At 63.8% G+C, this 14,381-nt stretch carries 15 protein-coding genes; 14 read left to right on the top strand and 1 reads right to left on the bottom strand.

Annotated elements, in window-relative coordinates; genetic code table 11:
• Positions 1 to 90: 90 nt before the first annotated feature.
• Positions 91 to 1,101 carry a LysR family transcriptional regulator gene (locus tag JQ604_RS23190; protein WP_212362324.1) on the bottom strand — a complete coding sequence of 337 codons (1,011 nt, stop codon included), beginning with the start codon at positions 1,099 to 1,101 and terminating at the stop codon, positions 91 to 93.
• Between the two features lie 125 nt (positions 1,102 to 1,226).
• On the opposite strand from JQ604_RS23190, the gene JQ604_RS23185 reads away from it, so the two are divergent.
• The 14 genes from JQ604_RS23185 to JQ604_RS23120 all read left to right on the top strand — a co-directional run bounded on the left by JQ604_RS23185 (position 1,227) and on the right by JQ604_RS23120 (position 14,321).
• Entirely contained in the window at positions 1,227 to 1,973 is a 747-nt protein-coding gene (locus JQ604_RS23185) for an RraA family protein (protein ID WP_212362320.1), read from the top strand.
• Between the two features lie 137 nt (positions 1,974 to 2,110).
• Entirely contained in the window at positions 2,111 to 3,103 is a 993-nt protein-coding gene (locus JQ604_RS23180) for a D-2-hydroxyacid dehydrogenase family protein (protein ID WP_212362315.1), read from the top strand.
• Positions 3,100 to 3,888, top strand: a complete 789-nt coding sequence (locus tag JQ604_RS23175; protein ID WP_212362312.1) for an SDR family oxidoreductase — start codon at positions 3,100 to 3,102, stop codon at positions 3,886 to 3,888. Before JQ604_RS23180 ends, JQ604_RS23175 begins: the two co-directional genes overlap by 4 nt.
• 44 nt (positions 3,889 to 3,932) lie before the next feature.
• The gene (locus JQ604_RS23170; RefSeq protein ID WP_212362309.1) at positions 3,933 to 5,240 is read left to right on the top strand and encodes an MFS transporter; all 1,308 of its coding nucleotides are present in this window, start codon (positions 3,933 to 3,935) and stop codon (positions 5,238 to 5,240) included.
• Between the two features lie 29 nt (positions 5,241 to 5,269).
• Positions 5,270 to 5,662: a RidA family protein gene (locus JQ604_RS23165; RefSeq protein WP_212362306.1), complete on the top strand. Its 393-nt coding sequence runs from the start codon at positions 5,270 to 5,272 to the stop codon at positions 5,660 to 5,662.
• A gap of 1 nt (position 5,663) precedes the next feature.
• Positions 5,664 to 6,695: an MBL fold metallo-hydrolase gene (locus tag JQ604_RS23160; RefSeq protein WP_212362303.1), complete on the top strand. Its 1,032-nt coding sequence runs from the start codon at positions 5,664 to 5,666 to the stop codon at positions 6,693 to 6,695.
• 123 nt (positions 6,696 to 6,818) lie between these two features.
• Entirely contained in the window at positions 6,819 to 7,313 is a 495-nt protein-coding gene (locus JQ604_RS23155) for a cupin domain-containing protein (protein WP_212362299.1), read from the top strand.
• 58 nt (positions 7,314 to 7,371) lie between these two features.
• Complete coding sequence (locus JQ604_RS23150; RefSeq protein ID WP_212362295.1) at positions 7,372 to 8,256, top strand: LysR family transcriptional regulator; 885 nt, start codon at positions 7,372 to 7,374, stop codon at positions 8,254 to 8,256.
• Positions 8,257 to 8,490: 234 nt separating this feature from the next.
• On the top strand, positions 8,491 to 9,675 hold the full coding sequence (locus JQ604_RS23145; protein WP_212362291.1) for an ABC transporter substrate-binding protein: 1,185 nt from the start codon (positions 8,491 to 8,493) through the stop codon (positions 9,673 to 9,675).
• Positions 9,676 to 9,687: 12 nt separating this feature from the next.
• Positions 9,688 to 10,560 carry a branched-chain amino acid ABC transporter permease gene (locus JQ604_RS23140; protein ID WP_212362287.1) on the top strand — a complete coding sequence of 291 codons (873 nt, stop codon included), beginning with the start codon at positions 9,688 to 9,690 and terminating at the stop codon, positions 10,558 to 10,560.
• Positions 10,561 to 10,605: 45 nt separating this feature from the next.
• Positions 10,606 to 11,589, top strand: a complete 984-nt coding sequence (locus JQ604_RS23135) for a branched-chain amino acid ABC transporter permease (RefSeq protein WP_212362715.1) — start codon at positions 10,606 to 10,608, stop codon at positions 11,587 to 11,589.
• On the top strand, positions 11,586 to 12,356 hold the full coding sequence (locus JQ604_RS23130) for an ABC transporter ATP-binding protein (RefSeq protein WP_212362283.1): 771 nt from the start codon (positions 11,586 to 11,588) through the stop codon (positions 12,354 to 12,356). Before JQ604_RS23135 ends, JQ604_RS23130 begins: the two co-directional genes overlap by 4 nt.
• Entirely contained in the window at positions 12,349 to 13,089 is a 741-nt protein-coding gene (locus JQ604_RS23125) for a branched-chain amino acid ABC transporter ATP-binding protein (protein WP_212362280.1), read from the top strand. The genes JQ604_RS23130 and JQ604_RS23125 overlap by 8 nt, the downstream gene beginning before the upstream one ends.
• 23 nt (positions 13,090 to 13,112) lie before the next feature.
• Entirely contained in the window at positions 13,113 to 14,321 is a 1,209-nt protein-coding gene (locus JQ604_RS23120) for an aspartate transaminase (RefSeq protein WP_212362276.1), read from the top strand.
• Positions 14,322 to 14,381: the final 60 nt, after the last annotated feature.

Genomic DNA, 14,381 nt, shown 5'->3' with positions numbered 1-14,381 from the left:
GCATCGCCCGGAATGGCGACGCCGAATCGCTGGAATTCGTCGGCCGCAGGATGCCTGGAGCGACCGGCCTGCTCCCGCGCCAAGCGCTGGTCAAGGTTGCGATCGTGTGGCTTTCCCGAGCTCCGCCTCTTGTCGACCGGCGGCAACGGGCGCAATTGCTCGCCCAGGCTCGGCTTCCGCGGCTTCATCGCCGAAGGCGGCAGAAAGTCCGCAAACATCCGCCACCAAACCGCGAAACCACCGGTGCGCCGGATGGCTGTGAAGACGCTCGTGCCAGATCATCTTGTGAAGGATGCGCTCCGCTTCAAACGGCAGCGCACAGCTCGTCAGTTCGTGCTCCGCCATGAGACCGCTGCCATGACGATCGACGTAGCTCTGCGGCACGCAGGTCAGCAAGTCGCTGCCTGCAACAATTCGCAAGCCGTCGGCGAAGTGATTGACCACGGCGACGATCGACCGGGCATGGCCCTGCAAGCTGAGCCATCCATCGACCACGCCCAGTTCATTGCCCGATGGCGCGACCAGGACATGATCGGCCGCGACGAACCGTTCCAGGGTCAGCCGATGCGCCAGTTCATGGTCCCGGCGCATGACGCAAATGTAGCGGTCTGTGCGGACGCCCTGGACGTGCATATGCCTGGGGAGTGCGGGAAACATGCCGACCGCGCAGTCCAGGGTCCCGCGCTCAACGCCTGCCAGGGAATTCGCATTGGTGTGAATGGCAAATGCGATGCGGGCCCGCGGCGCGGCGGACCTCAAACGAAGCGCGATTGCGGCGACGGCTTCCACAGCCAGGCTGTCAGTCACTGCCAAGCGGAAGGTCGTCGTTTCTGTCCGCGGATCGAAATGCTGCGGGGTGATCGACGTCCGGATCGTCCCGAGTGAGCGATGCAGCTCTGGCCAGATGGCCAGCATTCGTGCCGTGGGCTGCATTCCGCCGGCCACCTTCAGAAACAGGCGGTCGCCGGCGAGGGCGCGAGCCCGTCGCAGGGCGTTGCTGACGGCCGGTTGGCTCATCCCCAGAGAGGCTGCGGCCCGCGTTACGTTCCGCTCCAGCATGATGGCTTCGAGCACGGCGGCCAGGTTCAGGTCGAACCGCATATTATTCACCCAGATGATGATGGTGCATCAAAATCTAAATTGGACTGGGGGAATGATTTGCGCAACTTATAAAAGTGAAGCGGGATGCGGACGTAACGCGGTCTCGCACCGGAGGAAGCCTCAGCATGAACCGCGCCGCCCCTGAAGACCTGCCGCCGAAGCTGACGGGAAAAATCGCCCCGGATCGTATCCGCCTGATGCGCACGCCGCGGCCGCCCCGCGGTCTGGTCGAAGGCTTCAAATCGATCAGCGACGCCAGCAGCGTGATTTCGGACATCATGGACGAGTTGGGCATGACCGGAGCGATCGGCGCGTCGGTCCTGAAGCCAACGATAGCGGGCTCAACGTTGGTGGGCCCGGCCTTGACGGTGCGCAACATTCTTCAGCGCGAGCATGTCTATGAAACCGCGCGCGAGCATGTGAATCGCATGGCGGAATTCGAGGCGCACAACTTGGCGCTTCCCGGCGACGTCGTGGTGATCGACGGTGTTGCCGGCATTTCCAATATGGGCGGGATCTCGGCCCAGACCGGCAAGCGCCAGGGTGAAGCCGGCGCCATCGTGCACGGCGGGGTCCGCGATGTCGCGCATTCCAGGCGTGTCGGCTATCCCATCTGGGCGACCGAGATCACCCCGGTCACCGGCAAATGGCGCATCGAGACCGTCGAGATCAACGGGGACATCCAGATCGCCGGCATTCGCGTCTCGCCCGGCGACATCGTGGTCGCCGACGAGACAGGCGTGTGCTTCATCCCGCGCGGCCGGGCGGAAGAGGTGCTGGCGCGCGCGCTCGAAAAGGCATCGTCCGAAGGCCGGAAATGCGATGCGATCGATGCCGGCGTTTCGGTCGCCGACCTTCCGACAAACGCCTAGAGCCCCGTTCCGATGGAAGCGGAACGGGACTGCAGATTCTTGTTTTGACGCGTTTTCTTCGCGCGAACCGGTATCCATCCCGGATCAAGTCCGGGACAGGCTTCGCTCGAAAACGCTCTATCGCTTGGAGCAATCACATGCAGCGGCTGCGCGTTGCCGTCATCGACGATTATCAGGATGTCGTCCGAACACTTGACTGCTTCACGAAACTGGGCGGTCACGAGGTGACGGTCTGGAACGACCATGTCGAGGATCTCGACGGCTTGACCGAGCGCCTGGCTGACGCCGATGCGCTGGTCCTGATGCGGGAGCGCACCAAAGTCGACGCTGCATTGCTGAGCCGTCTGCCAAAGCTCAAGCTGATTAGCCAGAACGGGCACGTGCCGCACATCGATCTGGAGGCCTGCACGCGCCACGGCGTGGTCGTCTGCTCGGCCTCGGGCGGGCGGCCCTCTTACTGCACCGTCGAGTTGACCTGGGGCCTCATCTTGGCTGCCATGCGCAACATTCCCTTCGAGGCCGAGGCCTTGCGTTCGGGCCGGTGGCAATCGACCATCGGGCTCGGACTGCGAGGCCGGACGCTCGGCATCTATGGCTTCGGCAAGCTCGGGGCTCTCGTGGCCGAAATCGGCGTTGCCTTCGGAATGAAACTGCTGGTGTGGGGTCGGCAGGGATCGCTCGAGCGGGCGTCCGCCGCAGGCTACCGCGTCGCGGCGAGCGCGCAGGAATTGTTCGAGCAATCGGATGTCTTGAGTCTGCACCTGCGGTTGAGCGCGGACACCGCAGGATTGCTCGGACCGGACGACCTCGCCTGCATGAAGCCAACCGCGCTGCTCGTGAACACCAGCCGGGCGGAGCTGATTGAGCCGGGAGCGCTCGTGGCGGCCTTGAGACAGGGGCGGCCAGGCAAGGCCGCCGTCGATGTCTTCGAGCGTGAGCCGCTGACGAATGCCGACGATCCGCTGCTTGCGCTCCCAAATGCCCTGTGCACGCCGCATCTCGGCTATGTGGAGCGTGACAATTACGAATTCGGCTACGGCAATGCCTTCGATCAGATCGCGGCATTCGCGCGCGGTACGCCAATCAACGTTCGCAATCCGGCCTCGCTCAAACAGGAGCCGTGCACATGAAGCTTGAACTCGACGGAAAAGTGGTCCTGATCACCGGCGGCAGCAAGGGGATTGGTCTCGCTTGCGCCCGCGCCTTTGGACGCGAAGGCGCTCGCGTGGCGATCGTCTCACGCAGCCAGGGCAATCTCGACAAGGCGCAAGGTGCGCTTCGCGAAGACGGCATTGCGGTGGCCTGCTTTGCGGCGGACCTGTCCGTTGCATCGGATGCCGAAAAAATGGTCGCGGCGGTTGAGGAGCAGGTTGGGCCGCTCGCCGCTCTCGTCAACTCGGCTGGAGGCGCCAAGCGGGTCACCCCGACCGAGCTGACGCCGGACAAGTGGCGGACGGCCATGGACGCGAAGTTCTTTTCCTACATGAACGTGATCGACTTCGCCTTGCCGCGGATGGTCGCGCGACGCGCCGGCGCAATCGTCAACATCGTCGGCACCGGCGGCAAGATCGCGTCCCCGATCCATCTCCCGGGCGGCGCCGCGAACGCGGCGCTCATGCTCGCCTCTGCCGGACTTGCAGCGGCGTGGGGACAAGCCGGCGTCCGCATCAACGTGATCAACCCGGGAGCCACGCTGACGGACCGGGTGCAGATGTCGCTGGATGCCGAGTCCCGCCTGACCGGCAAATCACCCGAGGAGCTCCTCCGCCAGAATCAGGCGCGAATTCCGCTCGGTCGATACGCCAACCCCGAAGAGGTCGCCGACGCCGCGCTGTACCTTGCGAGCGCCCGCGCTTCCTACGTGACCGGGGCCTCCCTGACGATGGATGGAGGGTTGACGCCACTCGTCGTCTAACCACCGCAGCAAAACAACACATCAAGAGCCAGGGACGGAATCGGATGTTCGGTTGGTACCGGGAATTGACGGACCGCGAGCGCAGGACGTTTTGGAGCTGTTTCGCGGGCTGGGCGGTGGATGCCATGGACGCTCAGCTCTTCAGCTTTGCGCTTCCCGTCCTGATCGTCGCCTGGGGGATGAGCACGGCGCAGGCCGGCTATCTCGCGACAGCCACGCTGCTTTCGGCGGCGATCGGCGGCTGGGCCTGCGGCTATCTGGCTGACCGGTTCGGCCGGGTCCGGGTGATGCAATTCACGATCCTGTGGTTTTCGCTGTTCACGTTCATCGCGGGCTTCACGCAGGATTTTGGTCAACTCATCCTGGTGCGCGTGCTGCAAGGACTGGGCTTCGGCGGCGAATGGGCCGCGGGAGCCGTGCTGATGGGCGAGATCATCCGTCCCGCGCATCGGGGCAAGGCCGTCGGTTGTGTGCAGAGCGGTTTCGGCGTTGGCTGGAGCATGGCCGCCATCCTGGCCGGTGTCGTTCTCGCGCTCATTCCGCACGACTATGGCTGGCGGGTTCTGCTGATGATCGGCGTGCTGCCCGGGTTGCTTGTGCTCTATTTGCGTCGCGGCATCACCGAGCCAGAGGTGTACATCACGACGCGCGCTGCTCTCGCGGAGGCGGACGCGCTGCCTGGCCTCGCCGCCATATTCCGGCCTGCCATTCTGCCAACGACGGTCCTGTCGTCACTGCTGGCCTTCGGCGTGATCGGCGTCGGCGGGGCCATCGTCAACTGGCTGCCCACCTTCATGAAGACCATTCGCCATTTGTCGCCGAGTGAATCCGGCTACTACGTGTTCTTCGTGACGGGCGGGTCTTTCGCCGGCTTCCTCGTGAGCGCCTACCTGTCGGATCGGCTCGGCCGCCGGCGAACGTTTCAGCTGTTCTTGGTCTGCTCCTGGATCGTGACTGTCGTCTACATGTTCCTGCCGCTGTCCGGCTGGACGCTGATCCTGCTCGGCGTGCCGTTCGGCTTCTTCACGATCGGCAACTATGCCGTGCTGGGACCATTCTTCACGGAGCTGTTTCCCACCGCCATCCGGGCAAACGGCCAAAGCTTCGCCTACAATTTCGGCAAGGCCGCCGGCGCGGCCGCGGTTTCCTGCATCGGCGTGCTGGCGCAGTGGATCACGCTGGCGGAGGCGATCGGGTTCGTCGCGCTGGTCGGCTACGGCATCGCCCTTGTCGCCACGCTCCTGCTCCCCGAAACGAAGGGCATCAGCCTGACGCCTGGCGCCGGCGGCGACATCAGGCCTGACGCGACGAAAGATCTGGCCGTCGCCCAACCAGGTCCCGCAACCCCGTAACCGATATCGCGACAACGAGGAGTTCTGCCATGACTGGCCGCAAGAGCATCACAGTTCCGGAGATTGCGCATAAATTTCCGGTGCCGAATGCATGTCGCATCGGCAATGTCGTCGTCTCGGGTGCGATTCAGCCCATGGACCCGGCCACCCGTGCCATTCCCGACGATCTGTCGGCCCAATGCGCGAACATGTTCCAGAACGTGAAGTCGGTGATCGAAGCCGCCGGCGGAACGACCGACGACATCATCAAGCTCAATGTCTTCATCCGGGATCGAAACAACCGCGACCCGCTGAACGTGGAGTGGTTGCGCATGTTTCCAGATCCCGCGTCGCGTCCGGCCCGGCACGCGCAGCCCCTGCAGGTGGAGGGACCCGCGTTGATCCAGTGTGACTTCATGGCGGTTATCGGGGAGCGGCACTGACATGATGCTCGATCGTTTGTTTGATGGCGCGAAGCGCTCCGGCCGGCAGACGCCGGCAAACAACGGCGTCCTCGATCTGAGCCGCCGTTCGTTCCTGGCCGCCGGCTGTCTTTGCCTGGGGTGCGGACTGCCGACGGCATCGTTTGCCGATGCGCCGCATGCCAAGGGACAAGCTCCCGCGTTCTACCGATTGATGCTTGGTGATTTCGAAGTGGTGGTGCTGTCCGATGGCACCAACATGCTTCCAGCGACCAAATTGTTGCGGGGCGATCCTGCCCGGCTCGAGCAGGCGCTGCGACGCAATTATCTCGGCGATCTCGTCGAGACGTCGCATAATTCATTCCTGGTGAATACCGGCAGCAAGCTGGTGTTGATCGACGCGGGCGCCGGCTCTCTCCTGGGTCCATCGAACGGTCAACTCCTGGGCAATCTTCGCGCCGCGGGCTACCGACCGGAGCAGATCGATGAGATCTATCTCACGCATCTGCATGCCGATCACGTCGGTGGACTCATGGCCGGAGATCAACGTGCGTTTCCAAACGCGGTCGTGCGGGTCAGCCGGCGGGATACCGACTTCTGGCTCAGCGAGGCCAACATGCGCGCTGCCCCCGCTGAAGCGAAGCGGTTCTTCCAGGCCGCCATGGCGTCGATCACCCCGTACCAGCAGGCCGGCAAGCTCGTCGTTTTCGATGGAAACACCGATTTGATCCCCGGCGTGCGTGCGCAGGCTGCGTATGGCCACACGCCCGGACACACCATGTATGTGGTCGAGAGCCGGGGGGAAAAGCTGGCTCTGTGGGGTGACGTGGTGCATGTCGCTGCCGTGCAATTCGAGGACCCGACCGTCACAATCGCCTACGATGTGGACGCTCCCGAGGCCGAGCATGTCCACGAACTCGCCTTCGCGGATGCCGCGGAGAACGGCTATCTGGTCGGGGGCGCGCACATCTCGTTTCCCGGACTGGGCCACGTCCGTCGCAACGGCGAGAAGGCCTACACCTATGTGCCCTTGAACTACTCGCAGGCAGGGTGAGCGGCCAAGGCTGACCCCTCCCACAAGACTCTGTGACGCGAACTCTTGAGATCATGTCCGGACGGCTGCCGCCGTGCGGCGGATGAGGCAGATTCGCGTCGTCAACTGACAGGAGAATTTTTCGTGAAATGGCACCTGAAGAATGCCGCTTCGATTCTGATCGGCATTGCTGCCACGTCGCAAGTCGTTGCCCAGGACTTGCCTGAGCAGAGACTGCGGTTCGATCAGTTCAAATGGCCGCAAAGCCAAGCGAACCAGGCGGGATCGGCGATGGTGCAAGGTCAGCAGGTGATCTTTGTGATCGGTGACGGAAAAAGCAACGGATTGTACTCTCTTGTATTCAAGGCGCCGCCGAACACGAAGATCCAGCCTCATTCGCATCCCGATGGAAGGTCGTGCTTTATCTTGTCCGGGACCTGGTATTTTGGCTACGGCACCGTATGGGATGAGTCAAAGCTGGTGGAGTTGCCTGCCGGCAGCCATTACACCGAGCCTGCCGGACGAGCACATTTTGCCGCCACCAAAGGTGAGGAAGTCACCGTGCAGTGCACGGCGACGGGGCCGACGGGGACCACATTCGTCAATCCGTCAGATGATCCGCGCAATGCCAGGAAGTAACCTTGCGTCATGCCGGAGGCTGAATTGGCGGCTCCGTCGTGCATAGAAAGAGCGGCCAATGGATTGGGAACGCGTGCGCATATTCCTGGAGGTTGCGCGCGCCGGGCAGATCCTGAAGGCTTCGAAGCATCTGCGGCTCAATCACACCACCGTCGCCCGCCAGATCACCGCGCTGGAGAAGAGCCTCAACACCAGGCTGATCGAGCGCAGTGTGTCGGGTTGCACGCTCACGGCCGCGGGCAAGGTGCTGCTTGCGGCCGCGGAACGCGCCGAGAGCGAGCTTCTCAAGGTCGGCTCGAACATCGGAGAGGTCGAGGCGATCACCGGCACCGTGCGCGTGGGTGCACCGGACGGGCTTGGCAATTATTTCCTGGCCGACCGTCTTGGCGCGCTTGCGTCGAAACACCCCGGACTGACCATTCAGCTTGTTCCGCTGCCGCGCACCTTCTCCCTGTCGCGCCGCGAAGCGCACATCGCGATCACCCTTGACCGGCCGAAGCAGGGGCGTCTGATCCTGTCGAAACTGACCAACTACACGCTCGGCGTCTACGCGGCAGACAGCTATCTGGCGCGCGAAGGACCGATCGGCAGCCAGGCCGATCTGGCGGGACGCCTCTTCGTCACGCATGTCGAGGATCTCGTCTACAGCCAGGCGCTGGATTATGCGTCGGTGCTCGGGCGGCAGATGTCACGTCGATACGAGTGCGGCAGCGTGGTCGCCCAGATGGAGGCCGTCCGTGCCGGACACGGCATCGGAATATTGCATGACTATGCGGCACAACGTTATCCGGAGCTCAAGCGCCTGCTTCCAGATGTGAAGTTCGTTCGAACCTATTGGCTGACCTCGCACTCCGATACGCACGAGATGCGAAGCGTTCAGGAAGTCCATCGGTTCATCGCTGCCTCCGTGAAGGCGGCGCGCTCCGTTTTTGAGCCGCATTGACCCGCTTGTCTCACGCCGACTGAATGGAATGTCGGCGCCAGGCAGGTCCTGGCGGCAGGGCTTGACGTCCCCTCGCCATAAGAATTCGCTATGGCGGCAGAGGACAGTCGTGCTTCCCCGGCGCGCGGCGACAAATCTATTTTTTACCGTCGGCCGCAGCAAAAAAATCCAGGCGCAAGATCACAACAGCGGCGGAGTTGGCAAAGGCGATTTGCAGCAGCAACGGAGAGGGACATGACGATCGAGTTGAGCCGGCGGGGATTTTGCATCGGAACGGCGCTGGTCGGAGTTCAGGCCATGTCCTCCGGTGCGTTCGCCCGAACCGAGGACGGCACCGTCAAGCTCGGCCTCGTCGCGCCGATGAGCGGGCCGAATGCCCGCTACGGTGCTTTCTCGCTGCGCGGCGCCCAGATGGCGGTGAAGGAGATCACGGCGGCCGGTGGTATCGGCGGGCGCAAGATCAACATCCTCGCCGGTGACAGCCAGGGCACCCCGGTCGAGGGCGTCTCGGCGACGCGGCGGCTGATCGACCAGGATCAGGTCGATTACATCATCGGCGACGTCTCGAGCTCGGTGACGCTGGCGATGCAGCCGGTCGCCGAGGATGCCGGCGTGCTGCTGCTGAATGCGGCCTCGTCGAACCCGAAGATCACCTACAAGGCCGGCGTCGGCGGCTTCAAATGGACCTATCGCAACTATCCGACCGATGAGAACCGCGCTCTGATCGTGCTGCAATACGCCGCCGAGAAGAAGGGCTTCACCAAATACGCCGTGCTCTCGGTCGACAGCGACTATGGCCGCGCGGCGATCGAATTCACCAAGAAATACCTTCCACGGTTCAAGAGCCAGATCCTGACCGAGGATTACTACAAGGAGGGCGAGGTGGATTTCCGCAGCGTGCTCTCCAAGATCCGCGATTCCGGCGCCCAGGCGATCATCATGTACGGCAACGCCGACTCCACGCCGATCGTGGGACGCCAGATGATGGAAGTCGGGATCGCCGGCAAGATCCCGCTGATCGGCAACGCCGAGTTCAACACCGAGAAGACCATCAAGGCCGCGCCGAAGGCGCTCGAAGGCGCGATCGAGGCGGCCGCCTGGCTGCCGGCCTACGACTCCGCCAAGAGCAAGGCCTTCGTCGAGAAGTTCACCGCCGAGTTCCGCGAGGCGCCGAACAACCACGCCTATGTGCACTGGGAGACCGTGCACCTGCTGGCCAAGGCGATCGAGCAGGCGCAGAGCATCGACCGCGAGAAAGTTCGCGCCGCGCTCTCCAGCATCCACTATGCGAGCGCGGTCGGCGATGTCACCTTCGACGATCACAACCAGGCGCGCCTCCCGATGATCCTGCTCGAGATCGAGAACGGCAAGCCGGCCATCAAGGGCGCCTATTCGGCCGAGATCGACTATCCCAAATAGGGCGGGACGCACATGTTCTACACGATCATCGAGCAGGTCGTTAACGGCATCGTATCCGGATCGGTTTACGCGATCGTTGCCGTCGGCATGACGATGATCTTCGGCGTGCTGCGCGCCATCAATTTCGCCCACGGCGAATACTACATGCTCGGCACCTTCGGGGCGTGGTTCGCGATCGAGTATTTCGATCTGCCCTATCCGGTGGCGATCGTGATCGGCGTGGTGGCGACGGCGGTCATCGCCGTGGTCGTCGGCAATATCGTGATGCAGCGCATCGTCGGCGCGCCGGCCGAAGCCGGCGTGCTGGCGACGCTCGGTGTCGCGCTGATCCTGCAGAACACGGTCATCCTGGTGTTCGGCGGCAGCTACAAGTTCTTCTCCGGCGGCTACATCGAGCCGGTGACGCTGTTCGGCTTCACGCTGGCCGAGCAGCGCATCCTGATCATCATCGTCGGCCTTATCGTGTTCATCGGCCTCGAGCTGATGGTCACCTACAGCCGGATCGGCAAGGCGATGCGCGCGGTGTCGCAGAACATCGAGTGCTGCGCCGTCGTCGGTATCGACGTCCGCCATGTCGCGCTGTGGACCTTCATCCTCGGTGCCGGCCTTGCGGCACTGTCGGGCGTGCTGACCGCGCCGGTGAATGTCAGCGTCTATGGCGGCATGGGCGAGCTGATCACCTTCAAGACGCTGCCGATCATCATCATGGGCGGGCTCGGCAATGTCCGCGGCACCTTCGTCGCGGCGATGATTCTGGGCATCGCGGAGAGCCTGGTTGCGACCTATGTCGGCCTGCAGTTCCGCGACACCGTGGGCTTTGCGACTCTGATGCTGGTGCTGATGTGGCGTCCGCACGGGCTGTTCTCCGCGCAGGCGCGCTTCTGATCGCAGGGATGTGACACCTTGACCGAGATCGTCCGAGACCAGACCGTGACAGCAGCCGAGCACAAAGTTGCGACGGGACCGGATTTGCGCGTTCCGTTCGGCCTTGGGCTCGCAGCGCTGGCCTGCGTCGCGCCGCTGTTCCTCGGCAACTATCCGCTGCACGCAATCATCATCGCGCTGATCTTCCTGCTGCCGGCGCATGGCCTCAACTTGCTGCTCGGCTACACCGGGCTGCTGTCGCTGGCGCAGGCGGCGTTCTTCGGCATCGGCGCCTATGCCTCGGCGCTGCTGGCGGTGCATTTCGGCACGCCGTTCTATGTGAATTTCCTCGCCGCCGGCCTCATCACCGGTGCGATCGCGCTGCCGCTCGGCATTCCCGCGCTGCGGCTGCGCTCGACGTCGTTCGTGATGTGCACACTCGGCTTCGTCATCATCGGGCAGGCGATCGCCAAGAACTGGATCAGCCTGACGCGCGGCGACATGGGACTGGCGGCGGTGCCAAGGCCCTACTTCGCACTGGGCCCGGCCTCCTTCACGGTCTCCGGCACCGTCGGCTTCTATTACCTGGTGCTCGTCATCGCGGCGCTGGCGACGCTTGCGGTCTATCTGATCGTGCGCTCGCCGGCCGGCCGCAACATGATCGCCATCCGCGAGAACGAGACGCTGGCGGAATCCGTGGGCATTCCGACCTGGCACTACAAGCTGGTCGTGTTCATGATCAGCGCGATCTTTGCCGGGCTCGGCGGCAGCCTCTATGCGCATTACCTCACCGTGGTCAGCCCGCTGACCTTCCAGATGTACTACTCGACTACGATGCTGATCATCGTGCTCGGCGGCGGCGCGGGGACGATCTCGGGCGTGATCTTCGGCAGCCTGCTGTTCGTCGGCCTCACCGAGGCGCTGCGCGTCGCGCCGGAACTGCGCATGATCGCCTACGGCTTCTTCCTGCTCGCCCTCGTGTTCTACTTCCCGAACGGCTTCGCGCCGCTGATCGGCCGCTTCTGGTCATTCCTCGAGAGGCGCAAATGAGCGGGCTGCCGATCCTCGATATCTCGGGCCTCTGCAAATCCTACGGCGCCGTGCGCGCGGTCGACGGGATCGACCTGCACGTTAATCGCGGTGAGATCTGCGGGCTGATCGGACCGAACGGCTCCGGCAAGTCGACCTTCTTCGACTGCGTCACCGGACTTGCCAAGCCAAGCGCCGGGGCGGTGAAGCTCGACGGCCAGGACATCACCGGCTGGTCGCTGAACGATATCGCCCGCGAAGGGCGCATGCTGCGTTCGTTCCAGAAGACGGTGGTGTTCTCGGCGCTCGATATCGAGGAGAATCTCGTCATCGCCGGCCAGATGTTCACCTTTCCCGGGATCTGGTCGACCTTCGGCATCGGCGCCGCCGCGCGCAATCGCGTCGCGGCCTTGCGCGAACGTGCACGTGAGCTGATCCAGATCGCCGGTCTCTGGGACGTGCGCTTCCAGCCGGCGGGAAAGCTCTCCGGCGGACAGCAGAAGCTGATCCAGTTCGCCTCGATGCTGATGCCGGAACCAAAGCTCATCCTGCTCGACGAGCCCATGGCCGGCATCAATCCGAAACTGATCGAGCGCGTGGTCGACAGCATTCGTCTTGCCAACACCTCGTTCGGCGTCAGCTTTTTGATCATCGAGCACAACATCGACGTGGTCACGAGCCTGTGCAAGCGCGTGGTCGTGCTCGACCAGGGCCGCAAGCTCGCGGAAGGCACTCCGGACGAGATCGTGCAGAACCAGGCGGTGCGGGAGGCCTATCTCGGTGGCTGAACCCTCTCTCTCGATCAAGGGCCTGCGCGCGGGCTACGGCTCGCTCGACATCCTCAACGGCGTCGACCTCGACGTGCCGCAGGGCCAGTTCGTCGCGCTGATGGGCCCGAACGGCGCCGGCAAGTCGACACTGCTGAAGACGCTCTATGGCATGACCACGGTCAAGGGCGGCAGCATCAACTGGCAGGGCAAGGACATCTCGGCCTTCAAGTCGCGCGCGATCCTGGCCGAAGGCATCTCCTGGGTGCCGCAGGGCCGTTGCAATTTTCCCGTCATGACGGTCGACGAGAATCTGCAGATGGCCGCCTATACCTTGCGCGACGGCCGGGTGAAGGCGGAGCGCGATTATGTCTACGACCTGTTCCCGATCCTGAAGACGCGGCGCAACACGCTGGCCGGCAACATGTCCGGCGGTGAGCAGCAATTGCTCGAGGTCGCGATGGCGGTGCTGCAGCGGCCAAAGATCCTGCTGGTCGACGAGCCCTCGGTCGGCCTGTCGCCGACCGCGATCGGCATCGTGTTCGACGAACTCTTGCGCATCAACGCGGCCGGCCAGACCATCCTGCTGGTCGAGCAGAACACCAAGAAGGCCATGCAGGTCGCGCAGCGCGCCGTCATTCTGCGGCTCGGCAAGGTGATCTGGGACGGCCGGCCCGCCGACATCACCCATGACGAGCTCGGCGAGCTCTTCCTCACCGGCCGCATGCGCGGTGAGACCGACGTCGAACACTGACTGCAACTCAAAGGACGACCACAGTGACGATCTTCGTGCCGGCCGCGCGCGTCTCGCGCATCAAGATATCTCCGACCACGGCGGCGTCCGCGCGGGTGCGCGAGCTGAAGGCCGCCGGCCGCGACATCGTCGACATGGCGATCGGCGAGCCCGATTTCGACACGCCCGATGACGTCAAAGCGGCGGCGCATGCGGCGATCGACCGCGGCGAGACGAAATATACCGCCGTCAACGGCACCGTCGCGCTCCGGAAAGGGATTATCGCCGACTACAAGCGCCGCCTTGGGCTGGAATATTCCGACAATGAAATCTGCGTCGGTGGCGGCGCCAAGCAGATCCTGTTCCTCGCACTGATGGCGAGCGTGGAGGAGGGGGCGGAAGTGATCATTCCCGCGCCCTATTGGGTGTCCTATCCGGACATGGTGATCGCCAATGACGGCAAGCCGGTCATCGTCCGCTGCTCGGAGAACCAGGGCTTCAAGCTGACGGCGGAGGCGCTCGAAGCTGCGATCACGCCGAACACGCGCTGGCTGATCCTCAACGCGCCGTCGAACCCGACCGGCGCGGCCTATTCCCGCAGCGACCTCGAAGCACTCGGCGCCGTGCTGCTGCGCCATCCCAACGTGCTCGTGCTGTCGGACGATATCTACGACCAGATCTGGTATCGCCACGAGCCTGCGACGACGCTCGCGGCGGCCGTACCTGCCTTGAAGGACCGCATCCTGCTCACCAACGGCGTGTCCAAGACCTATGCCATGACCGGATGGCGGATCGGTTATGCCGCAGGGCCCGCGCCGCTGGTCTCGGCGATCAACAAGCTGCAATCGCAGATGTCGTCCTGCCCGTCGTCGATCAGCCAGGCCGCCGCGGCGCATGCGCTGACCAGCGACCAGGCGTTCGTGCGCGACAGCGTCAAGCTCTACAAGGAACGTCGCGACTATGCCTGCGCGCGGCTCAATGCGATTCCGGGCCTGTCGTGCCTGGTGCCTGACGGCGCGTTCTATCTCTATCCCGGCTGCGCCGGCGTGATCGGCAAGACCACGCCGGAGGGCAAGGTCATCGAGAACGATCTCGACTTTGTGCTCTATCTGCTCGATGGCGTTGGGGTCGCCGCCGTGCAAGGCGCGGCCTATGGGCTCTCGCCGTATTTCCGGCTGTCGATTGCGACCTCGATGGAGGCGATCAAGGACGCCTGCGACCGCATCGAGCGGGCTTGCCGGGCGCTGCGCTGAGCGGGAAGCTATGAAACCGATTGAAATCAACGGGCTAGATAAAGGATAGTGCTGGTCAGC

Source organism: Bradyrhizobium jicamae (genome assembly GCF_018130695.1).
GTDB lineage: Bacteria > Pseudomonadota > Alphaproteobacteria > Rhizobiales > Xanthobacteraceae > Bradyrhizobium > Bradyrhizobium jicamae_B.
This window is presented reverse-complemented; position numbering and strand designations above follow the sequence as displayed.